The 23,173-nt window shown below is 52.7% G+C and carries 19 protein-coding genes and 1 tRNA gene; 13 read left to right on the forward strand and 7 right to left on the reverse strand.

The window, feature by feature from the left end; translation table 11 throughout:
- The first annotated feature begins 58 nt into the window (after positions 1-58).
- From pdeN to yejF, 5 genes are all read left to right on the forward strand, one after another.
- Positions 59-1,624 (forward strand): cyclic di-3',5'-guanosine monophosphate phosphodiesterase PdeN, encoded by a 1,566-nt coding sequence (pdeN, locus tag AC6I8K_RS12625; RefSeq protein ID WP_497826835.1) that lies wholly within the window; start codon positions 59-61, stop codon positions 1,622-1,624.
- 65 nt (positions 1,625-1,689) lie between these two features.
- The gene (locus AC6I8K_RS12630) at positions 1,690-3,498 is read left to right on the forward strand and encodes an extracellular solute-binding protein (RefSeq protein ID WP_497826836.1); all 1,809 of its coding nucleotides are present in this window, start codon (positions 1,690-1,692) and stop codon (positions 3,496-3,498) included.
- A gap of 10 nt (positions 3,499-3,508) precedes the next feature.
- Positions 3,509-4,600, forward strand: a complete 1,092-nt coding sequence (locus AC6I8K_RS12635) for a microcin C ABC transporter permease YejB (RefSeq protein WP_497826837.1) — start codon at positions 3,509-3,511, stop codon at positions 4,598-4,600.
- Positions 4,600-5,622 (forward strand): ABC transporter permease, encoded by a 1,023-nt coding sequence (locus AC6I8K_RS12640; RefSeq protein ID WP_064739291.1) that lies wholly within the window; start codon positions 4,600-4,602, stop codon positions 5,620-5,622. The genes AC6I8K_RS12635 and AC6I8K_RS12640 overlap by 1 nt, the downstream gene beginning before the upstream one ends.
- Positions 5,623-7,212, forward strand: coding sequence for a microcin C ABC transporter ATP-binding protein YejF (gene yejF / locus AC6I8K_RS12645; RefSeq protein WP_497826838.1), 1,590 nt, complete (start codon positions 5,623-5,625; stop codon positions 7,210-7,212).
- On the opposite strand, the gene AC6I8K_RS12650 is transcribed toward yejF, so the two are convergent.
- The 3 genes from AC6I8K_RS12650 to rsuA form a co-directional block, all read right to left on the reverse strand.
- Complete coding sequence (locus tag AC6I8K_RS12650) at positions 7,206-7,532, reverse strand: YejG family protein (RefSeq protein ID WP_064739293.1); 327 nt, start codon at positions 7,530-7,532, stop codon at positions 7,206-7,208. The genes yejF and AC6I8K_RS12650 overlap by 7 nt on opposite strands.
- A gap of 389 nt (positions 7,533-7,921) precedes the next feature.
- Complete coding sequence (locus AC6I8K_RS12655) at positions 7,922-9,115, reverse strand: Bcr/CflA family multidrug efflux MFS transporter (RefSeq protein ID WP_497826839.1); 1,194 nt, start codon at positions 9,113-9,115, stop codon at positions 7,922-7,924.
- A gap of 12 nt (positions 9,116-9,127) precedes the next feature.
- Positions 9,128-9,850, reverse strand: coding sequence for a 16S rRNA pseudouridine(516) synthase RsuA (gene rsuA, locus AC6I8K_RS12660; protein ID WP_497826840.1), 723 nt, complete (start codon positions 9,848-9,850; stop codon positions 9,128-9,130).
- A gap of 166 nt (positions 9,851-10,016) precedes the next feature.
- Between rsuA and radD the strand changes: the two genes are divergently transcribed.
- The 3 genes from radD (at position 10,017) to AC6I8K_RS12675 (ending at position 16,259) form a co-directional block, all read left to right on the forward strand.
- Complete coding sequence (gene radD / locus AC6I8K_RS12665) at positions 10,017-11,771, forward strand: DNA repair helicase RadD (RefSeq protein WP_497826841.1); 1,755 nt, start codon at positions 10,017-10,019, stop codon at positions 11,769-11,771.
- A gap of 131 nt (positions 11,772-11,902) precedes the next feature.
- Positions 11,903-12,187 carry a 50S ribosomal protein L25 gene (gene rplY / locus AC6I8K_RS12670; protein ID WP_455844757.1) on the forward strand — a complete coding sequence of 95 codons (285 nt, stop codon included), beginning with the start codon at positions 11,903-11,905 and terminating at the stop codon, positions 12,185-12,187.
- A 223-nt stretch (positions 12,188-12,410) separates the two neighbouring features.
- Complete coding sequence (locus AC6I8K_RS12675) at positions 12,411-16,259, forward strand: S6 family peptidase (RefSeq protein ID WP_497826842.1); 3,849 nt, start codon at positions 12,411-12,413, stop codon at positions 16,257-16,259.
- Between the two features lie 49 nt (positions 16,260-16,308).
- Here the strand turns inward: AC6I8K_RS12675 and yejK are convergent, their stop codons facing one another.
- Positions 16,309-17,313 (reverse strand): nucleoid-associated protein YejK, encoded by a 1,005-nt coding sequence (gene yejK, locus AC6I8K_RS12680; RefSeq protein WP_064739299.1) that lies wholly within the window; start codon positions 17,311-17,313, stop codon positions 16,309-16,311.
- A gap of 158 nt (positions 17,314-17,471) precedes the next feature.
- On the opposite strand from yejK, the gene AC6I8K_RS12685 reads away from it, so the two are divergent.
- The 3 genes from AC6I8K_RS12685 to AC6I8K_RS12695 all read left to right on the forward strand — a co-directional run bounded on the left by AC6I8K_RS12685 (position 17,472) and on the right by AC6I8K_RS12695 (position 19,623).
- The gene (locus tag AC6I8K_RS12685) at positions 17,472-17,699 is read left to right on the forward strand and encodes a YejL family protein (protein ID WP_036648480.1); all 228 of its coding nucleotides are present in this window, start codon (positions 17,472-17,474) and stop codon (positions 17,697-17,699) included.
- A gap of 22 nt (positions 17,700-17,721) precedes the next feature.
- Entirely contained in the window at positions 17,722-19,476 is a 1,755-nt protein-coding gene (gene yejM, locus AC6I8K_RS12690; protein WP_483817773.1) for an LPS biosynthesis-modulating metalloenzyme YejM, read from the forward strand.
- 70 nt (positions 19,477-19,546) lie between these two features.
- Positions 19,547-19,623: transfer RNA gene (locus AC6I8K_RS12695), tRNA-Pro, on the forward strand.
- A 45-nt stretch (positions 19,624-19,668) separates the two neighbouring features.
- Here the strand turns inward: AC6I8K_RS12695 and arsC are convergent.
- From arsC to AC6I8K_RS12710, 3 genes are read right to left on the reverse strand one after another with little or no spacing between them, the layout of a single operon-like run.
- Positions 19,669-20,103, reverse strand: a complete 435-nt coding sequence (gene arsC, locus AC6I8K_RS12700; protein WP_497826843.1) for a glutaredoxin-dependent arsenate reductase — start codon at positions 20,101-20,103, stop codon at positions 19,669-19,671.
- Positions 20,104-20,116: 13 nt separating this feature from the next.
- Positions 20,117-21,406 carry an arsenic transporter gene (locus tag AC6I8K_RS12705; RefSeq protein WP_497826844.1) on the reverse strand — a complete coding sequence of 430 codons (1,290 nt, stop codon included), beginning with the start codon at positions 21,404-21,406 and terminating at the stop codon, positions 20,117-20,119.
- Positions 21,407-21,456: 50 nt separating this feature from the next.
- Positions 21,457-21,780, reverse strand: a complete 324-nt coding sequence (locus AC6I8K_RS12710) for a metalloregulator ArsR/SmtB family transcription factor (RefSeq protein ID WP_064739666.1) — start codon at positions 21,778-21,780, stop codon at positions 21,457-21,459.
- Between the two features lie 289 nt (positions 21,781-22,069).
- Between AC6I8K_RS12710 and AC6I8K_RS12715 the strand changes: the two genes are divergently transcribed.
- Together AC6I8K_RS12715 and AC6I8K_RS12720 are read left to right on the forward strand one after the other, a co-directional pair.
- A complete protein-coding gene (locus AC6I8K_RS12715; RefSeq protein ID WP_008105079.1) occupies positions 22,070-22,273 on the forward strand; it encodes a hypothetical protein in 204 nt (67 codons plus the stop codon).
- A 77-nt stretch (positions 22,274-22,350) separates the two neighbouring features.
- On the forward strand, positions 22,351-23,076 hold the full coding sequence (locus AC6I8K_RS12720) for a 4'-phosphopantetheinyl transferase family protein (protein WP_497826845.1): 726 nt from the start codon (positions 22,351-22,353) through the stop codon (positions 23,074-23,076).
- Positions 23,077-23,173: the final 97 nt, after the last annotated feature.

Consider the following 23,173-nt stretch of genomic DNA (forward strand, 5'->3'; position numbering starts at 1 on the left):
GGGTAGAGACCAAACGATAAACATAATAAAAAATGGCAAGACAAGGGGAATGCACTCCATGCCACTGTCGGGAACATTAAAAGGTCATGCGAGCTATGCGCGCCGCATTGCCTGGAGTAGCGCGATCATCGGCGCGGTATTCTTTCTGCTTTTTGTCACCGTTCTGTTAACACTGACCTGGCAAAAACGCTTACACCAACATGAACAGCTATTGACGCATAGCCGCGACGATTTACAACAGGTGCTCACCAACCTGGTCGATACACTTTATCCATTACAGCAATACACCCAATTAGCGTGCAGTAGCGTCAGCCGTGAACTCACATCTCGCGCCGCCTTCGCCGGCAACCTTCGTGCCATTCTCCTGGTACGTAACGGTGATGCATACTGCTCTTCTGCCACCGGCGCTTTCCTGATGGCGGCTAACGATATCTCTCCCGAATCTGAACTGGAACGCGATCGTGATATACGCTTGCTGGAAGGCACACCCTTGCTGCCAACTAAACCGGCACTGGCGTTGTGGGTAAAAAATCCAGGATCCGCAGAAACGGGTATTCTCGCCACCATGAACATCAGCCTGACTCCCTATCAATTGCTGGCCTCTTATCATCCAGAAATCACCGGGATGGCGCTGGTAATTGGCAATAAGGCGCTACTGAGCGGCAGCAATCAGGTCGTTAACGTCAGTGATTTACCTGCGCCGCTGCACGAAATGGCGTTCGAAGATGGCGCCCTGCACTTTATGTTGTTTGGTCGCACCTTAGCGTCGCGGGATTATTCGCTGACGCTGCTGACCGGCTTACTCTTCTCCCTGCTGGTTTCCGCTGTAAGCTGGCTATTGCTCACCCGACAGCAGCGCCCTGGCAAAGAGATTATGCAAGCCATCAAGCGCGGCCATTTCCATGTTGAGTATCAACCCTTGGTTACCGCGCATGATGGTCAACCGTACGGCGTAGAAGCGCTGCTGCGCTGGACACATCCCACAGAAGGCATGATCCCGCCCGATGTGTTTATCGGCTATGCCGAGGCGCAGAATCTGATTATTCCGCTTACCCGCCATCTGTTTACGCTGGTGGCGCGCGATGCACAATTTCTCTGTAAACAACTGCCGCACGGCACACGCCTGAGCCTCAATCTTTCGCCATTGCACCTTGCCTCGGACAGTTTCCGCCATGACGTGCAAGAATGGATTAACGCCATGCCCGCCAACCATTTTAACTATGTGTTTGAAATTACTGAACGCACTATGGTGGGTGAAAAAAATGCGGGAGAAGTGTTTGCCTGGCTACACGCGCACAATTTTAAGATTGCGATTGATGATTTTGGCACCGGCCACAGTGCGCTGATCTACCTGGAAAAATATCCGTTCGACTACCTGAAGATTGATCGTGGTTTTGTGCAAAGTATTGGCACGGAAACCGTGACTTCGCCGGTTTTGGATGCGGTACTGCTGCTGGCAAAGAAGCTCAACCTAAAAACCGTGGCCGAAGGCGTAGAGACCGGCGATCAGGCGGCGTGGCTGGTCAATCGCGGCGTGACGCATTTACAGGGCTATCTGTTCAGTCGGCCGCTGCGACCAGAAAATCTCGTTAGCTATTACCAACGCCAGCGCGCGTTGAGTTAACATCACGCGAACCCCATGAAACTGCTACCATAACGTGCGGAATACCACAGGAGATCGCCCCACTTATGCTGCTGCGCCTTGTCACAGCGTTGTTCGTATGTAGCGCCCTTGCGCCGCTACATGCCGCAACCATCAACGAAAGCTATGCCTTCGCTAAGTTGGGCGAGCCGAAGTATGCGGTGAATTTTACGCATTACGATTATGCCAATCCCGCCGCGCCCAAAGGCGGCAAAATAACTCTGGCGGTGGTCGGTACCTACGACAACTTTAATCGCTTCGCCTCGCGTGGCAATCCTGGCATTGGCTCCGACACACTGTACGACGGCTTGTTTACCACCTCCGATGATGAGCCCGGCAGTTACTATCCACTGATCGCTGAATCCGCGCGCTATCCAGATGACTATCGCTGGATGGAGGTCTCGATCAATCCCCATGCGCAGTTTCAGGACGGTACAGCCATCACCGCGCAGGATGTGGCTTTCACCTTCCAGAAATTTATGACCGAAGGTGTGCCGCAGTTCCGCGTGGCATTTCGCGATGTGCAAGTCAAAGCGCTTAACCGCCTAACCGTGCGCATCGACATGCCGAAGCCGGATAAAGACCGCGTCCTTAGCTGGCTAACGCTGCCGGTCATCCCTGAAAAATTCTGGCAAAACAAAAAATTTAATGAGCCGATTGGTTATCCGCCGCTCGCCAGCGGGCCTTATCGCGTGACCGCGTATAAATCGGGTCAGTTTATCCAATACAGTCGGGTGAAAGATTATTGGGCTGCCAATCTGCCGGTGAATCGCGGACGCTTTAACTTCGACACGATTCGTTATGATTATTACCTCGATGACAACGTGGCGTTCGAAGCCTTCAAAGCAGGCGCTTACGATTTACGTGAAGAGAGCTCGGCGAAGAAATGGGCCACGCAATATCGCGGCCGCAACTTTGATAGCCACGCCATCGTCAAATCGACCATTCCCAATACGGTTTCCACCGACGCGCGTTGGCTGGCGTTCAATAATGAAAAACCGTTATTCGCCGATCGTCGCGTGCGCGAAGCCATTACGCTGGCGTTCGATTTCGAGTGGATGAATAAAGCGCTTTTTTATGGCGCTTACAAACGCACCAACAGCTATTTCCAGAACACCGAATATGCAGCGCAAGGTTATCCCAAAGCCGAGCAGTTGATTCTACTGGCGCCTTACAAAGCGCAGTTGCCGCCTGAAGTATTTAACAACGAGTATGCGCCGCCACGTTCTGACGGCAGCGGTTTCGATCGTGGCAACTTGTTAAAAGCCCGAAATCTGCTGAAAGAAGCAGGCTGGGAGATTAAAAATCAGCAACTGGTGAACGTCAAAACCGGCCAGCCGTTTCGTTTCGAATTGCTGATGCGCAGCGGCACGCAAAATGACTGGGCGCTGCCGTTTCAGCACAGCCTCGAACGGCTGGGTATTCAGGTCTCGCTGCGCCAGATTGACAGCTCGCAATATTTACGCCGTTTACGCGAAGGTGACTACGATATGATCCCGTCGCTCTACTACGCGATGCCTTGGCCTTCTACCAGCTTGCGGACGATCTGGCAGTCTGAATTTATTGATTCATCGTGGAATACGCCGCGCGTGAAAGATCCGATCGTCGACCACTTTGTACAGCAAATCGTTGAGCATCAGGGCGATGAGAAAGCGCTGCTGCCGCTCGGCCAGGCGCTGGATCGCATCCTGCTGTGGAATGCCTACATGATTCCCATGTGGTACAGCGCTGAAGATCGCATGGCTTACTGGGACAAGTTTTCCCATCCCGAGATTAAACCTGCGTTTGCTACCGGGTTGGAAAACTGGTGGTACGATGTAAATAAAGCCGGACAATTACCGGCCGATCGACGCTGAGGAGCACGGTTTGGCAGCCTATTTTCTACGCAGGTTACTGCTGATCATTCCCACGCTGTGGGCGATCATCACTCTGAACTTCTTTATTGTGCAAATCGCGCCGGGCGGCCCGGTGGATCAGGCGTTAGCGAACGTGCAGTTTGGCCACAGCACCGGCATCCCCGGCTCGGGCGGCAGCGACAGCGGCGCGCGAGGTACGCTGATGCGTGATAATCCCGGCGACAGCCAATATCGTGGCGCACGCGGCCTTGATCCAGAAGTGATCGCCGAGATTAAGCATCGTTACGGCTTCGATAAACCGCTACTGCAGCGTTACGGCGAAATGCTGTGGAATTACATTCGGTTTGATTTCGGCGACAGCCTGTTCCGTAGCGCATCGGTGTTGCAGTTAATCAAAGAGAGCTTACCGGTCTCTATCAGCCTTGGATTGTGGAGTACCTTGATCATTTATCTGGTGTCGATTCCGCTTGGCATCAAAAAAGCGGTGCGTAACGGCAGCGCTTTTGATATCTGGAGCAGCACCTTTATCATCATTGGCTATTCAATCCCGGCTTTTTTATTCGGCATCATGCTGATCGTACTGTTCGCAGGCGGCAGCTACTTCGACTGGTTCCCGCTGCGCGGCCTGACATCACCGCAGTTTGATTCGCTGCCGTGGTTCAGCAAAATTACCGATTACCTGTGGCACATTACGCTGCCGGTACTGGCCACGGTGATTGGCGGTTTCGCTACCCTAACCATGCTGACTAAAAACTCGTTTCTTGATGAGATCCGTAAACAATATGTGGTCACCGCGCGTGCCAAAGGGCTGGATGAGAAGCGCGTACTGTACGGCCACGTGTTCCGTAATGCCATGCTGCTGGTGATCGCCGGTTTCCCCGCCACCTTTATCAGCATGTTTTTCACCAGTTCGGTGTTGATAGAGGTGATGTTCTCACTCAATGGTATGGGCCTGCTCGGCTACGATGCCACCATTCAACGCGACTATCCGGTGATGTTCGGCTCGCTCTACATCTTCACCCTGATTGGCCTGCTGATGAACATTCTCAGCGATCTGACCTACACGCTGGTCGATCCGCGTATCGATTTTGAGGGACGCTGATGCGCTTATCTCCTGTTAATCAGCAGCGCTGGCAGCGTTTTCGCCATAACCGTCGCGGTTACTGGTCGCTGTGGATTTTCCTGATCATTTTTGTCCTGTCACTGGGTGCCGAGTTGCTGGCCAATGACAAACCGCTGCTGGTGCATTATCAGCAGCGCTGGTACATGCCGCTGCTGTTCAATTACAGCGAAAGTGATTATGGCGGCGATTTCTCTACGCCCGCTGATTATCAGGATCCGTGGCTAAAACAGCGCATCGATCAGCAAGGTTGGGCGATCTGGGCACCCATTCGTTTTAGCGACAGCACCATCAACTTCGCTACTGATGTGCCCTTCCCTTCTCCGCCTTCGGCACAAAACTGGCTCGGCACCGATGCTAACGGTGGCGATGTACTGGCGCGTTTATTGTATGGCACGCGTATCTCATTGCTGTTCGGCATCATGTTGACACTGTTCTCCAGCGTGATTGGCATCGTGGTGGGTGCGCTACAAGGCTATTTTGGTGGACTCATTGATCTCATCGGTCAACGTCTGATTGAGGTGTGGTCCGGCATGCCTTCACTGTTCCTGCTGATTCTGCTCTCCAGCGTGATTCAGCCCGGTTTCTGGTGGTTGCTGCTGGTTACGGTGGTGTTTGGCTGGATGAGTCTGGTGAGCGTGGTGCGCGCTGAATTCCTGCGCGCACGCAATTATGATTATATCCGCGCGGCCCGTGCGCTTGGCGTTAGCGACAGCCGCATTATGTTGCGCCATATGCTGCCAAACGCCATGGTCGCCACCTTGACGTTTCTGCCCTTTATTCTTTGCGGTTCCATCACTACGCTGACCTCGCTGGACTTCCTCGGTTTTGGTTTGCCGGTCGGATCACCTTCACTGGGTGAGCTGCTGTTACAAGGCAAAAACAATTTACAGGCGCCGTGGCTGGGACTGGCGGGCTTCTTTGCCCTCGCCTTGCTACTGTCGCTGCTGATCTTTATCGGCGAAGCGGTACGCGATGCCTTTGACCCGAGCCGAGGACGTTAAATGAGCCTGCTAACGGTGAATCATCTGGCGGTGGCCTTTCAGGATCGCCGCGTGGTGGAAGACATTTCGCTGCAGATCGATGCCGGCGAAACGCTGGCGCTGGTGGGCGAATCTGGCTCCGGTAAGAGCGTGACTGCGCTGTCGATCATGCGCTTATTGCCGCAGCCGCCGGTTAATTATCCGCACGGCGAAATCCTGTTCAACGGCGAGAATATTTTGCAGGCCAGCGAACGCACGATGCGCGGGCTGCGTGGCAATCAAATGGCGATGATTTTTCAGGAGCCGATGGTGTCGCTTAATCCGCTGCATAACGTGGAAAAGCAGCTGTATGAAGTGCTGTCGGTGCATCGCGGTATGCGGCGTGAAGCCGCGCGTGGCGAAATGTTGAGCTGCCTTGATCGCGTCGGCATTCGCAATGCAGCGTCGCGTCTGCAGGATTTCCCGCACCAGCTTTCTGGCGGCGAGCGGCAACGCGTGATGATCGCCATGGCGCTACTGACACAGCCGACGCTGCTTATCGCCGATGAACCGACCACCGCGCTGGATGTGACGGTGCAGGCGCAGATTCTACAACTGCTGCGCGAGCTGCAGCGTGAGCTAAACATGGGCATGCTGTTCATCACCCATAACCTGAATATTGTGCGTCAGCTGGCGCATAGCGTTACGGTGATGCGTAATGGTCGCGGTGTGGAACACAATCGTTGCGATTTGCTGTTTAGCCAGCCGCAACAACCTTATACGCGCGAACTGATTGCCGCCGAGCCGGATGGCCAACCGGTGCCGCTGCTGGATGCGAAGCCGCTGTTGCAAGTGAAAAACCTGCAGGTTGGTTTCCCAATCAGGCGTGGATTACTGCGACGTACCGTGGCAGAGAAGATAGCGCTTAAGGATCTCAGCTTTACCCTGCGTCGCGGTGAAAGTCTCGGGTTAGTCGGTGAATCAGGATCGGGCAAAAGCACCACTGGCCTGGCGCTGCTGCGCTTAATCGCTGCGCGCGGTGAGATCTGGTTTGAGGACCAGCCGTTGCATCAGCTTTCGCCAAAACAATTACTGCCGCTGCGCCAACGCATTCAGGTGGTGTTTCAGGATCCTAATTCTTCACTCAATCCACGGATGACGGTGCAACAGGTGATCGCGGAAGGTTTAGCCGTGCATCGTCCAGAATTAAGCGATGCCGAGCAGGAAGCGAAGGTGATTGCGGTGATGCAGGAAGTAGGGCTCGATGCCGACAGCCGTTCGCGCTATCCGGCGGAGTTTTCAGGTGGCCAGCGCCAGCGCATCGCTATCGCCCGTGCGTTGATACTTGAGCCGCAGCTGATTGTACTGGATGAACCCACCTCATCGCTGGACCGCTCAGTGCAGAAGCAAATTCTGACCTTACTGCGTCGTTTACAGCATCAGCATCAGCTTGCCTATCTATTTATCAGTCATGATTTGCAGGTGGTGCGCGCGCTCTGTCATCAGCTGATTGTGCTGCGCCAGGGCGAGGTTGTTGAGCAAGGTGATTGTGAGGTGTTGTTCAACGCACCGACAGCCGACTACACGCGTCAGCTATTGGCGTCCGCGCAGGGGAAAGATCTTAGTCAGTGACCATCAAAGGTTTCGGCGATGGCAACACCCTGATTTTTCAGACAGCAGTTAGCTGCGCTTTCGTCATCGCGTTGAATCAGCAGACAGGGTTGCCCTTCACACTGGGCGATTTTGCATTCGACCTGAATGTGCGCCAGCATTTCTTTTAGCTGATGCAAAATTTCCAGCGCCGGATGACCATCGTGACTCAACAGGCGCAGCACGACTAAATCTTCGGCATGAACGCCATTCGCAGTTTCCTGACGCTCAATTTCACCCGCATGTTCAAGCGACCAGCGGTAATGTTGTGGCAAGCGATGCACAACAGAAAGTTGCAGCATAGTTATACGGCCCCCAGAGACGTTAACTTTATTCACAACGACGGCATAACGCGGTGAATCCCAACCTGGTTAGCTCAGAATATGGACGTGGTTTGCCTTCTCGTTTTAAGCAAAAAATAGGTAGCCTCTTTATAAATTGCGAGGCTTCTCACATTTATGCCTATGTTTACCGTGTTCGGCGGCTGTTAACAATCATTTTAGACGCATTATTGTTACTTTTTTATCTCTAAATTTTCACATAATGGAAACATTAAGCATAACGAATGAATGGAGATTCGCGAGCGGCGGGGTGGAATTTGTCATGGGTGAGGTCGCCAGGAATGGCGACCCTGCGGAAAAACGTGGGATTTCATGCATGTAGGGTCGCCATTCATGGCGACCTGGCCCGCTTAAACCGAATGATGGGGTCTTGACGCGTAGGTGAAGAGTACGATAGATATCGTGGCGCACAGCGCAATCGTGGCAACCATGGGCCAGGCGCTGTTAATGCTGACTAATGAGAGCAGCGCGCCCACCAACGCGCCCACCCCAAAGCGCAGCGTTCCGGCCAGCGAGGAAGCCGTGCCAGCCATATGCGGGAACTCATCAAGAATCACCGCCATCGCATTCGACGACACCGTTGAAACGCAGCTAATAAACATCGCCACGCCAAACACCAGCGACAGGAAACCAAAATCCAGCGCGCTGGAGATCAGCATCCAAACACCCATCGCAAACTGAATCACCAATCCCATGCGGAACATCTTCACCGGGCCAAAGCGACGCACTGCGCGGCTGTTGATCAGCGTCATCACAAACAGGAACACCACATTCAGGCCAAAATAGTAACCGAAGTTTTGCGGTGAAACGTGGTTCACTTCAATGTAAACGAACGGACCGGCGTTGAGGAATGTAAACAAGCCAGCGAAGGAGAAGCCGCTCGCCAGCATGTAACTAAACGCGCGCTTGTGGCGTACCAAGGCCACGAAGTTGCCCAGTGTGGTACGCAGATGAAAGCGCTGACGCTGCTCGGGCTTGAGCGTTTCACGGATTTGTGTCATCACCAGCACCGTGGTGATCAGCGCGGCACCCGCCAGCGTCCAAAAGATGGCGTGCCAGTTCCACAGTAGCAGCAACCAGCCACCGATAATCGGTGCCAGCAGCGGCGCAATGGTCGTCACCAGCATCACGAAGGACATCATGCGCGAGAAGTCCTCTTTGGAGTAGGTATCGCGCATTAAGGCGTTGATCACTACGCTGGCAGCGGCGGCAGATAAGCCGTGCAGGAAGCGCATAAAGATCAGTTGATCGATGGTTTGTGACAGTGCACAAGCCGCAGCGGCGCAGGCAAAGATCAGCGTTCCCAGCACAATCACCGGTTTACGTCCGTAACTGTCTGCCAAAGGACCATAGACTAACTGGCCAATGGCAAAACCGAGGATGTAAAGGTTTAGCGTCATCTGCACGCTGCCCGCCGAAACCGCAAACTCGTGAGCGATTTGCGGCATTGCCGGCAGATACATATCAATAGAAAGCGGCATCAGCATCGCCAGCAATCCGAGGATGACCACTAAACCGACCGGTGAATTCTTTTCCTTGCGCACCGCGTTCTCCCGCTATTTGCGTTGTTTAAGTTCTTCTGGCAGGCCGATGCTGTCGACCTCTTGCTGAGTCAATTCACGATATTCACCTTCACCGAGATCGTCATCCAGCTCGATGTCACCAATACGTTCACGATGCAGCGCTGAAACATGGTTTCCCATGGCGGCAAACATGCGCTTAACCTGATGATAGCGCCCTTCGCTGATCGTCAGACGTGCCGCCTTCTCATCAAGAATTTCCAGCACCGCCGGTTTGGTGAGCTCTTTTTCGTTGTGCAGCTGTACACCCGCAGCGAACTTCTCAACCAGCGCAGGATCAATCGGCTCCTCCACTTCCACCAGATAGGTTTTTTCCAGATGGTGTTTGGGTGAAGTAATGCGGTGCGACCATTGACCATCGTCAGTGAGTAGCACTAAGCCGGTAGTGTCGATATCCAGACGACCTGCCGCATGCAGCTTGAACGCCGCAGGTTCTTCAATAAAGAACAGCACGGTAGGATGATCGGGATCGTCGGTGGAGCAGACGTAGCCCTGCGGCTTGTTCAGCATGAAATAGCGCGGGCCTTGCTGCACCACCAGCGGATTACCGTCGTATTCGACTTCATCGTCTGGCAATACTTTGTAAGCCGCATCGCGCACGACTTCGCCGTTGATGGTGACTTTTTTGGCGCGGATTTCGCGTCCGGCGATAGCACGGCTAACTTCCAGTTGCTGAGATATGAATTTTTCGAGTCGCATGAATTCGCTTTGCCTGTTACTGCGGGGGAAACTGAAACGGTGTTTTTGTCCGTTAAGAAAGTGTGGGCAGTATAGCGGGAACCAATGAACGCTAACAGAGCCGATCCTGCGTTTCAGGCGCTTTCATGCCATAATGCGCCTCCGTTCCAGAAAAAAGTTTGCCCCGATGTCATTCACCCTGCGCCCATATCAACAAGAGGCGGTTGACGCCACCCTCAACCACTTTCGCCGCCATGCTACGCCTGCGGTCATTGTGCTGCCGACCGGTGCAGGTAAGAGTTTGGTGATTGCTGAACTGGCACGGTTAGCACGCGGACGGGTATTAGTGCTGGCCCACGTTAAAGAGTTGGTGGAGCAGAATCACAGCAAATATCAGGCCTACGGCCTTGAGGCAGATATCTTCGCCGCGGGTCTGCAGCGCAAACAGAGCGAAAGCAAAGTGGTGTTTGGCAGCGTGCAGTCGGTCGCGCGCAATCTCGATCGCTTCGACAGCGCGTTTTCACTGGTGATTGTCGATGAGTGTCATCGCATCAGCGATAACGAGGAGAGCCAGTATCAGCTCCTGTTCGCCCACCTGCGGCAACACAATCCACAGTTGCGCTTATTGGGTTTGACCGCCACGCCGTTCCGTCTCGGCAAAGGCTGGATTTATCAGTTCCACTATCACGGTATGGTGCGCGGGGATGAGAAAGCGCTGTTCCGCGACTGTATTTATGAGCTGCCGCTGCGCTATATGATCAAACACGGCTTTCTGGTACCGCCGGAGCGGCTAGATATGCCGGTGGTGCAGTACGATTTTAGCCGCCTGATCCCGCAAAATAATGGTTTGTTTAGCGAAGCCGACCTCAACCGCGAACTGAAACAACAGCATCGCGTGACGCCGCATATCATCCGACAGATCGTTGAGTTTGCTGAAGATCGACGTGGCGTAATGGTGTTCGCCTCCACCGTGGAACATGCGCGTGAGATCCTCACGCTGCTGCCTGAAAATAGCGCGCTGGTCTCGGCGGAAACGGCGGTGAAAGATCGTGACCGCTTGATTGGTGAATTTAAAGCCCAGCAGCTGAAGTTTTTAGTCAACGTCGCGGTGCTTACCACAGGCTTTGACGCGCCCCATGTTGATTTAATCGCCATTCTGCGCCCTACCGAATCCGTCAGCCTGTATCAGCAGATTGTGGGTCGCGGCTTACGTCTTGCGCCGGGCAAAACCGATTGTCTGGTGCTTGATTACGCAGGGAACCCGCACGATCTTTTCACGCCCGAAGTGGGTGCGCCAAAAGGAGCCAGCGATAATCAGCCGGTGCAGGTTTTCTGTCCTGCCTGCGGATTTGCCAACACGTTCTGGGGCAAAGCAACCGAAGATGGTCACATCATCGAGCATTTTGGTCGCCGCTGTCAGGGCGTGCAGGAAGATGATGAAGGCGAGCGTGAACAGTGTGATTACCGCTTCCGCTTTAAAAGCTGCCCGGATTGCGGTGCCGAGAATGATATTGCCGCGCGGCGCTGCAATGAATGCGACAAAATTCTGGTCGATGCGGATGACATGCTGAAAGCCGCGCTGAAACTGAAAGATGCGCGCGTGTTACGTTGTGCAGGCATGACGCTGGAACAAGGACGCGATGATAAAGGCGAATGGCTGAAAGCCACTTATTTTGATGAAGATGGCACCAGCGTTAGCGAGCGTTTTCGCCTGCAAACGCCGGCGCAACGTAAAGCTTTCGAACAGGTGTTTATGCGTCCGCACCAGCGCGCGCCGGGCGTGGAACTGGGTTGGCAAACCGCTGCGGATGTGATCGCCCTGCAGCCGTTATTGCGCCATCCGGACTTCGTGGTGGCGCGCGCTAAAGGCCATTTTTGGCAGATCCGCGAAAAAATGTTTGATTATCAAGGTCGTTATCGTCGCGCCAATGAGCTGCGTTGAGTGGCGGAATCATTTGCCCCTGCGACCCCATTGGGGCTATAATGCCGCCCGCTTTTGCATCCGTAAAAGCAGTTTGAATAACCGTCCTGTTGCTGGGTCGCCTGTAGCAGGAACTATTGAAGAGATACCAAATGTTCACTATTAACGCTGAAGTACGTAAAGACCAGGGTAAGGGTGCGAGCCGCCGCCTGCGTGTAGCAAACAAATTCCCAGCCATCATCTATGGCGGAAATGAAGCACCCGTTGCTATCGAACTCGATCACGACGCAGTAATGAACGTGCAGGTGAAACCTGAGTTCTACACTGAAGTGCTGACCATCGCTGTTGATGGTAAAGAGATCAAAGTTAAAGCTCAGGCGGTACAGCGTCATCCGTTCAAGCCAAAACTGCACCACATTGACTTCGTTCGCGCCTAATCGCTGAATGAGTTGAAAGTAGAAGGGCCGGTTGCGAAACCGGCCCTTTTATTTTGCCTGTTGTTTACTCCCCTCACACTTCTGCTCTCTTTTCCGCTCTTTATCGCCAGTCCAGACTGATTAAATAATTTAAGACCGTTCTGCACCGGCTTCTGCCGTCGTTCCTGAAATCATCGCGGCTTATTTCCTGCTTTGCCCAGGATCTCAGCTAAAAGGAACGTGTGTGAAAATAGCCCCTACCCTCTTCTACGGGACATTTTTTTATTGTCTCGCCTCCCACGCCGGAATTATGCGGCACGATATTGATGTGCAGGATTATCGTGATTTTGCCGAGAATCTGGGTAAATACCGCATTGGTGAAGCGAATATCCCAATTTATAAAAAAAATGGTGATTTTGAGGCATTTCTTAATTTCCCAATGCCGGATATGAGCAGTATTGCTCGCCGCGGTTTTTCTGCCCTTACTGGATCATCTTATATTTTAGGCGCTCGGCATGAGCAAAGCTTGAATCCTGCTTATGGTGGACCGTCTGAGTTTTCAAAGAAGTATGCAATTATCAACCATAATCCGGTTGATAAATCTATCGACCAGGATTTTAAAGCGTCTCGTCTGATAAAAGTCGTGACGGAGGCAGCCCCAGTCGATCGCGTTGAAACGAGTGAACTTAAGACAGGCCATAAAGAACGTTATGTTGCCTACGTTCGTGCTGGAGCAGGTTATCAACGGCAAATTAGTGATGATCTTACCTCATTGATACCGGTCGGAAGTGCTTATGATTTCTTGACTGGTGGAACTATAAATATCGATGCCATCGAGTTTACCAAAAACTATTTCTATTTTATTCAATATGCACCCGGTCATCGTCTCTCTTCCCCGTTATCAATGTCGACTATGTCAGGTGATAGTGGTAGCCCTTATTACGTCTATGACCAAGTAGATAAAAAATGGAAATTAGCAGGCGTGCATTCGGCTGGCTCCCCTTCTCAAATTCCTTACGACAAACAAGCAAGAGGAGCATTAATTCCCGATGGTTTCTACGACAGTATTGTAGCGGCTAATACCTCCCCAGATGTGATTGATGAGATAAATCAAGGGCAAATTGACTGGTTCACTGGAAGCATTAAACAAGGTAGCAAATCCTGGGGCTGGCAGGGACTTGAGGAAAAATATCGTCATCTGGCTCCTTCTGCTGCCACGTTTGATGAACTGGATGCCAGCAAAGATCTCCGCTTTAACGGTGCCGGCGGCGATATTGTCCTGAACGATGCGGTTAATCTTGGTGCAGGCAAACTGCAGTTCTCCAATAACTACACGCTGAAGTCGGCTGAAGGTATCGACGCCACCTGGGTTGGCGGCGGCATCGAGGTAGATAACGGCAAGCGAGTGCTTTGGCAAGTTAATGGCTTAGCAGATGATGACCTGCATAAAATTGGTGCTGGAACGCTGCACGTTAATGCTAAGGGCAACAATGCCGGTGGCCTCAATGTGGGTGACGGTACGGTAATTCTTGATCAGCAACCTGACGATAGCGGTAATCAGCGTGCTTTTTCAAAACTGTACATTACTAGCGGACGTCCAACCGTGGTGCTTCAGGGCAAAAATCAGATCGATGGCGATCAAGTTTTCTTTGGATATCGTGGTGGGAAGCTCGACCTGCACGGCAATGATATACAAATGAAGCTCATCAACCATACCGATGGTGGTGCTCACATAGTTAATGAAGATGCCGACAAATCCGTTAACCTGACTGTCACCGGATATGTCCCGGATGACATTCCAATACGGGAGTGGTCGGGTGACCGTCTCGGAAAGGTTGGCGATATTTATATTGATTGGAATAGCGTTTCTAAGCGCTACGAATATTTTCAGTTGCTGCGCAATAATTACAGCTGGTTCCCCACCAATCAACAAGATAATAATTACTGGAAATACATCGGTTTTGATGCGGAAGAAGCTAAAGCCTACCGCGCCTCATTTTACAACCAGCTTATTTATCGCGGCTATCTCGGGGCAAGCGATGCCGATAGCATTAACGGCAAGATGGATGTGACGTTTGCGCCCTCGATCGCTAGTTCAACGCTCGCCCTGGTCGGCGGGGCTAATCTGAACGGCAATATTAATGTGAATGGCGGCACGCTGTCGCTGTCCGGCCAGCCTGTTCCCCACGCTGGTGGAGCGATAATTGAGGATGACTGGTACACCTCTTCATTTAACGCCAAAACGATCATTGCGGCGGATAATACCCGTGTGCAGGTTGGCGAATATGCCGAGGTCAAAGCGGACATCCAGGCAGGCGCGAACAGCCTGATATCTTTGGGCTATAACCAGAGCCATGATGATAGGCAAAAAATTTTACGTTGCTTCACCCCCTATGGCAGCAATATCGGTGATTGTGCTGTCGCTCAGCGTGATGCTACGCAGTTAAGTAGACTGCCCGCCAGTATCGTTGAAGGCGATATTCAACTTGGAGATAATGCGCAGCTCCATCTGGGTAAAGTCAATTATACCGGCAGCATCAACGGCAAGCCTTTCGCCAGCGTCAATATGGATAGCACCGCGTTCTGGCACATGACCGCCAGCAGCGCTTTCCCGCGGTTAAGCGCTGCTCACGGTGGCATTATCTCTACCCTGGCGACGCAGGCGCTGACATGGACGGCAAAGCAGCTGATGGTCGAACATCTGGATGCCAGCAATCTGCAAATCGGCCTCGGCATTGCTCCGCAAACCGGGATCAGTGACAGTCTGTACATTGTTAAATCCGCACAGGGTTCAGGTAACACCATCGACCTCGGCTTTATGCTGGGCGAGACGTTCCCGAAGGTCGTGCGTAACGATATCGTCCTGCTGAATGCCCCCGCAGGCACTGCTCATGATTACTTCACTTTGTCTCCGGTGATGCGTGGCTTTTCCATCTATTCACCCCATCATCAGGTTATTGAGGAGCAGGGCCGGGTGAAATGGGTGATTGTGAAAACCCCGGAAGCGACTATCGATCCGGTTCCTGAGCCGAAACCTGAACCGGTGATCGATCCCGTTCCTGAGCCGAAACCTGAGCCGGTGATCGATCCCGTTCCTGAACCGAAACCTGAGCCGGTGATCGATCCCGTTCCTGAACCGAAACCTGAGCCGGTGATCGATCCGGTGCCGGAACCGGGTAATCCCGAAGATTGGTTCAACGTCAGCGCGAATCAGGCATTAATTAACCATACCCGTGCCCTGCTCGCCTCACGTCACTACATAATTAACGAGACGGCTAACACATTGCACGACCGCGCCGGGATGCTGCGTAACGATCCGCAGATGTCCGGCGTCTGGGGTAACGTCAGTCACAATCGTGGCGGTATCGGCGGCGTGAAAATTAACCAGCAGAACGCTGAACTGGGTGCCGATACACAACAAGGCCTCTGGCGCTTAGGCGTGATGGCCAGCCGCGGACAAGGCAGCGCCAAAGGTGAAGGATCGGTCAGCCATCAGCTGAGCACGCTGGGCAGCTACGCAACCTGGCTGGCAGACAACGGCTGGTTTGCCGATATCGCCGCACGCTATCTCCATCTGCGTCAGGATTTGCATCTCGATCCGGCGCTGGCAATTCAAGGTTCACAGCGTAGCAGCCACATGCTGCTCACCGGTGCGAAGCTGGGACATCGCTTTGCGCTTAGCGATGCTTTAACGCTAGCACCGAATCTGGAAACCAGCGTGGGATACATGCCAGGTTATCAGCTGCAAGGTTACGACGTTGACGTCAAGCTCGCGGCGGCTACGCCGTGGAGCGTGACGCCCGGCATTGAAATTAAGCAGCGCGGGTTAGGTGCGGCGTTACCGGGTATTTCACTGTACGCCAGTGTCAGCAAGCAGTTCTCGCCGGGCAGCAGCGCTTCAACGCTGACGCTAGCAGACAGCCACGCCAGCCGTGATTATCAAAGCTGGGGGGATAACCGCTACCGGTTCCGTGTCGGGATTGAGGGTGAACTCAGTGAAAACTGGTCGCTGAGCGTGAACGCTAAACACAGCAGCGGCGGCAACTTCAGCACCAATAGCGCGCTGGACAGCACACTGAGTTATACATTCTAAAATCGTACGCAAGAGGAGAGATGCCGGGTGGTGATTCACCCGGCATTTTTTATTTGCTGCTGGTGCGACGTTGTAGCTGATCGCGCAGATTCGGTGGCGTGCCTTTGATGGTCAGCGTATCGGTAGTTGGATCCCAGAAAATACGTTCGCCGAGCAACATGGCGTCAAAATTCAGGGTCAGTCCGCCGCCGCTGCCGGCAAATTTGGTTAACTGACGCAGCGTGCTGCGATCGGCTGGGAACGTCTCTTCCAGCTCGTAACCTTGTTCCTGAGTAAAAGCCTGGAAGGTTTTCTCCCCCAGCGGCGGTAATTCGCTGGAAAGATCGTGCAGCGCAATCTCTTCACCCGCCTGCAGCTGATCGTTGCAGTAACTGTAAACCTGCTGGCGGTAGTTCTGACGCTCGTTTTTATCGAGGTCAGATTCGGCGCAGTAATCGTCTACCGCTTGCAGCAGCCCGCGGTTTTGCGCTTTGGTATCCAGACCAACGCTGGCACCCAGGAAATCCATGAAGAAATCCGCCACTTTGCGCCCCACGCGACCGCGCAAGAAGGTTAAGTAACGGGTGGATTCCGGATTGGTTTCCCACTCGGTAAGATCGATACGCGCCACGATATCCGCATGATTGATATCGAGATAATGCGTGCTGCTGATATCAAGCTGCTCGTTGACACGCATGCTCGACTGGCTGTTCAATACCGCAATGAGCAAATACTCGACGGCCAGATAGCGATAGTGCAGGAACAGCACCACGCCCCCTTCCGCAAATGGATACTTGCTCAACTCATCGCGCAGACGACCGGTAGCAGCACGGCTAAACGCCAGAAAGTCATCTTCCCCTTTGCGGCAATTACGCAACGCATCGGCCAGTTCGCTCTCTTCGTTAAACAGGCCGTAAGCTTTGCTTTTGGCGCTGTAAACCCGATGCAACTCTTCTGCCATCTCTTCAACCGCGCGGGTTGCCGGCAGCAAGGTGTCGCGCAGTACCAGTTCCAGCTGGTTTTCATCACGTTTAACTAACTGATGCAGGGCAATCTGGTTGATATCCAGACTCATGGTAGACTCTCCTTTTAGCTCAGGCGCGTATTCAAACACCGCCCGCAGCCGCTTTCAACTGCCAGCACAAACTGATCGCTCTGCTTGCGATAAAATTGCGGAAAAAAGTACGTTGTTACGGTAATATACCGCCTTTTCACCCTTGATTAGACGACGATATGCCACAATCATCCCGTTACAGTGACGAACGCGTGGAAAAGCTCCTCGCAGAGATGGCGCAGATTCTTGAAAAAGACAAAGCGCCAACCGACCTTTCCCTGATGGTATTGGGTAACATGGTAACTAACTTGATCAATACCAGCGTTTCACCGGCTCAACGCCGTACTTTGGCACGATCTTTCGCGGATGCGCTGCAGTCATCCGTACGCGACGATAACGCTCATTAATATGCAGATTTGACCTCATAATATGGTAACCAACCGGCAGCGCTACCGCGAAAAAGTCTCCCAGATGATCGGCTGGGGGCATTGGTTTGCCCTGTTTAATATTATCTTCGCGTTAATTTTAGGCAGCCGCTACCTGTTGGTCGCCGACTGGCCCGCGTCACTCGCGGGACGTATCTATGCATATACCAGCTGGATCGGTCATTTCAGTTTCATCGTCTTTGCCGGTTATCTGCTGATCATTTTCCCGCTCACCTTTGTGGTAATGTCGCAGCGATTGCTTAGGGTGTTGTCGGCGATCATTGCCACCGCCGGGCTGACGCTGATCATGGTTGATAGCGCAGTATTCAGCCGTTTCCATTTGCACCTCAATCCGGTGGTGTGGGAGTTGGTCATCAACCCCGATCAAAGCGAGATGGCGCGCGACTGGCAACTGATGTTTATCAGCGTGCCGCTGATTTTCCTCGTCGAGATGCTGTTCGCGACCTGGAGCTGGCAAAAGCTGCGCAGTCTTAATCGGCGCTCGTTCGGTAAACCGCTGGCCGCCCTGTTTATCAGTGCCTTCTTCGCCAGTCATCTGCTCTATATCTGGGCCGATGCCAATTTCTATCGCCCAATTACCATGCAGCGCGCCAATCTTCCGCTCTCCTATCCAATGACCGCACGTCGCTTCCTTGAGCGTCATGGCTTGCTGGATGCGCAAGAGTATCAGCGCCGTTTGGTGCAACAGGGCGATCCGGAAGCGTTGTCATTGCAGTATCCGCTGAGTGATATAACGTTCCGTGATGGCGGTACACGCCACAATCTGCTGGTGCTGACGGTTGATGGCCTGAACAACGCCACGGTGGAAAAGGCGCTGCCGTCACTCAATCAGTTCGCCAGCGAAAATGTACGCTTCACCCAGCATTACAGTGCTGGTCTGCAGCCAGAAAAAGGCTTATTTGGCTTATTCTACGGCATCTCTTCCAGCTATATAGATGGCGTCTTAGCCTCACGCACACCTTCCGCCCTGCTCAATGCGTTAAACGCGCAAGGCTATCAATTTGGCTTGTTCTCATCAGATGGCTTTAGCCAACCGTTGTATCGTCAGGCATTGTTAGCCGATTACTCGTTACCGCAGGCCGATACCCAGCCGAATAGCACCACCGTGACTCAGTGGCAAAACTGGATTAATGGTCAGAAAGCGAATAGCGCACCGTGGTTCTCCTGGATTGCCCTGAATGGTGTTGCGGTGAATGGCGACAATCTGAAGGCGCGCCAACGTAGTTACGCACGTCAGGCAAGCGGTGTTGATGAGCAAATCAGTTCTGTGCTGCAAACGCTGCAACAACGCGACTTATTAAAAAATACTGTGGTGGTGATTACCGCTCAGCGTGCGGTCAATCTGGATAGCAACGATGATAATCCCGGTAATCGTGCGACGTTGCAGGTACCGCTGGTGGTGCACTGGCCGAATACGCCGGCACAAACTATCGATCGCCTCACCGATCAGCAGGACGTGATGACCACGCTGATGCAGCGTCTGCTGCATGTACGCACTAACCCCGCAAATTACTCGCAGGGTGAGGATCTGTTTGCCGCGCAACGCAGCCATGATTGGGTGGCGAGTAGCGAGGATGGCAAGTTGGTGGTCACTACGCCAACCGTGACGCTGGTGCTGAATAACAATGGCAGCTACAGCGCCTATGATGCGCAGGGTAACAAGCTAAAAGATCATAAACCGCAGCTGGCGCTGTTGCTGCAGGTACTGACGGAAGAGAAACGCTTTGTCGCAAACTGATTAATTATGAGGCAGTTAAATTCTGCTGATATTGCAATCTTGCGCGGAAACAGTAATATTCTTCCTCGTTCGGCACGTAGCGCAGCCTGGTAGCGCACGGTCATGGGGTGTCCGGGGTCGGAGGTTCAAATCCTCTCGTGCCGACCAAAATCCCCAAAAAAGCAGCCTTTAGGGCTGCTTTTTTATTGTCAGCTAGCTGGTTGGATGCACTCTCTTTCCTTTATCATCTATCACCCTTTCGCCGTCTTCTTTTGTGAACGCGCCCTGCTGCGCATCTGGCAGAATATCGAGGACGAGCTCTGAAGGTCGGCACAAGCGAGTGCCTAGCGGCGATACGACAATGGGACGATTTATTAAAATGGGCGTATTCACCATCGCCTCAATTAATTGCTCATCGCTGAAACGCTCCTCCGCCAAACCCAACTGTTCGTAGGGTTCAACATTCTTACGCAATAACGCACGGGTACTGATACCCATTGCGCTAATCAAGGCCTTGAGCGTTTTGCTGTCGGGCGGCGTCTCAAGATACAAAATCACGGAGGGTTCAACTCCGCTGTTACGGATTAACGCAAGCGTATTGCGTGAGGTTCCACACGCTGGGTTGTGGTAAATAGTGATGTCCGTCATGGTGTTTCTCGGCTTAGTGAGACAACGTGAGGCGAAGTGCCAGTGCAGCGAGCGTAACAAGCAGTACGGGTAGTGTCATCGCCACGCCAACGCGAAAATAGTAACCCCAGCTAATTTTGATGTTCTTTTGATCAAGAACATGTAGCCAAAGCAATGTGGCAAGACTGCCAATGGGTGTAATTTTCGGCCCAAGATCGCAACCGATAACATTGGCATAAATCATCGCTTCTTTTACTACGCCTTGCGCCGCGCTAGCGTCAATCGACAGCGCGCCCACCAGCACCGTCGGCATATTATTCATCACGGATGAAAGCAGCGCGGTAACCAGACCGGTACCAAAGGTGGCAAACCATAAGCCGCGATGAGCAAAGTCATTCAATAAATCGGTGAGATAGGATGTCAGCCCGGCATTTTTGAGGCCATACACCACTAGATACATGCCAAGCGAGAAAATAACAATCTGCCAGGGAGCGCCGCGTAACACCTTCCCGGTGTTAATAGCATGACCTCTTTTGGCAACGATAAAGAGAATCAACGCACCAAGCGACGCGATTGCGCTGACCGGAATACCCATCGGCTCTAGCAGGAAAAAACCCAACAAGAGCAGCAACAACACCAGCCAACCGGCTTTAAAGGTGGCGGGATCTTTTATGGCTTCAGTGGGTCGTTTAAGTCGTGAAAGTTCATAGCGGGCAGGAATATCTTTTCGGAAGAAAAGGTGCAGCACCGCCAGCGTCGCGATGATAGCGGCAATATCAACCGGCACCATTACCGCTGCGTAATCGTTGAATCCCAATTTGAAGAAATCAGCAGAAACGATATTGACCAGATTAGACACGATCAATGGCAAGCTCGCCGTATCGGCGATAAAACCTGCTGCCATGACAAAAGCCAATGTTGCGCCTTTACCGAAGCCTAACGCCAGCAGCATCGCGATAACTATTGGTGTCAGTATCAGAGCAGCACCATCATTGGCAAAAAGCGCAGCCACACATGCGCCGAGTAACACGATGTACGTGAACAGCAGCCGACCTCGCCCATTGCCCCAGCGCGCTACATGTAAAGCACACCATTCAAAAAAACCGGATTCATCCAGCAACAGGCTGATGATAATGATGGCAATAAAGGCCGCCGTGGCATTCCAGACAATGTGCCAGACAGCGGGAATATCGTTTATCTGGATGACACCGGCCACCCACGCCAGTAAAGCCCCGATCGTTGCCGTCCAGCCAATACTCAGGCCACGCGGTTGCCAGATGACAAATACGATGGTTAAAACAAAAATTGCAGTTGCCAGAAACATTTCGCTCCCCTCACGCCTTTAATATTCGCAAATTCGTATTTATCAGGTGATTATTCACAACCCGTGGTGGCGGCGTTTTTCAGCGACTTGCGCACTTCATCACGTTGGCTATTCCAGGCGGTATCGATAATCGATGCAGCCCAGGCCGGCATATGCGGAGAGAGACGATAGTGAATCCACTTACCTTCACGTCGATCCACAATCAGCTCAGCATCACGCAGCAAGGCGATATGGCGTGAAATCTTCGGCTGCGATTGCAGGGTGACTGAGCAGAGGTCGCAGACGCAAAGCTCTCCTGCTTCTCGTAATAACAAAATAATCGTCGTGCGCGTTTCGTCGGCAAGCAATTTGAAAAGTTGAACAGGAAGCATCAGCTTAGGTTCCAATGAAAATACAACACATATGTTATTTCATATATGTTCAAAGTAAAGGACTACGTTAAGTCTGGCGATGTTCACCTGAATTCATTTCCGCGAAGGCACTATCAGATTATCGCCAGGGAATGAATGATTATTAGCGCTTAATCAGTAAGTTACCGAAAGCAACCTTATCCGAGCCAGATCACATTTTGGGATAAAGATGACCGCGCTTCATCAAAATGAAACAAAACTGTCACAGAACTCTCTTACTCTTAGCACTCCTGTTTTTTCGATGGAAACCACTATGGTCATCAAAGCAAAAAACCTGCAGGATGCGGAAGAGCTCCTGCACTCGGGTATCAATAAGGTTGAACTGGCTTATGATATCGGCAGCGACGATTTCTTCCGTTTGGCCAGCCGCTGGTGCGATCGCGGTGCGCGCATCACCAAAGGCCATCAGCACTTCGTGGTGCAGATTAAAGGTATGGCTATTCCGCCAAACAACTAAAAGTGGGCGAGCCCCTTTGGCTTGCTCTCACTCCGGCTGACTGGTAAAACTACGTTTTCCGTCAGCCGTGATTTTTTATGTTCACCTCTCAAACACCGCTTGCCCTGCCCTCTTCCGCTTTTATCCGTGCTGCTGGCATCTCGCCAGATGCATTGCCGATCGCCTGGTGTGAATTCGATCTACAACATTGGCACGCTGATTTGCATCAGGCATGGCAACTGCCGCTGTCCGCACCGCTTCAGAGCGCGGTTAACAAACGCAAAGCCGAGCATCTGGCGAGCCGTTGGTTGGTGCAGCAAAGAATCGCACAACTCGGTATACCGCACTTTATCTTGCGCAATGCACCGGATCGTTCACCGTTGTGGCCGGCTGGGATTCAAGCCTCACTGTCGCACACGCACAATGTTGCGGTAGTGGCCGCCACGCGGGAGCCATTATGTGTTGGTGTGGATATTGAGCAGATAATGGCGGAGGGAACTGCCGATGAAACCGCCGAGATGTTGATGAGCGCGGCGGAAAAGCAGCGCCTGCTGGCGCAACCCTTGCCTTTTGCGCAGGCTGCTACGCTGTTGTTTTCGCTGAAAGAGAGCCTGTATAAAGCCCTGTGGCCGCAGTTGCATCAGCCAATGGATTTTCATCAGGCGGAAGTGGTGGAACTGGATATAAAGCAAGGCCGCGCAGCGCTGCGGTTGTGTCAGGATTTTGATGGGCGTTACACCACGAAAGTGTTGCTACAGGCGCGTTTCTGGCTGACTGGCACGCGCGTCATCACGCTGCTGACCCATCCGCTGCCGACAAAATAAAAAACCGGCTCAGAAATAACGCTGAGCCGGTGACAACACAAGACGACAGAAAAGTGTTCCAGGGACGCAGAAACGAGGATTTCTGCTGGAGGTGACT

The organism is Pantoea sp. X-Soil-ISGK-421, from assembly GCF_059730785.1.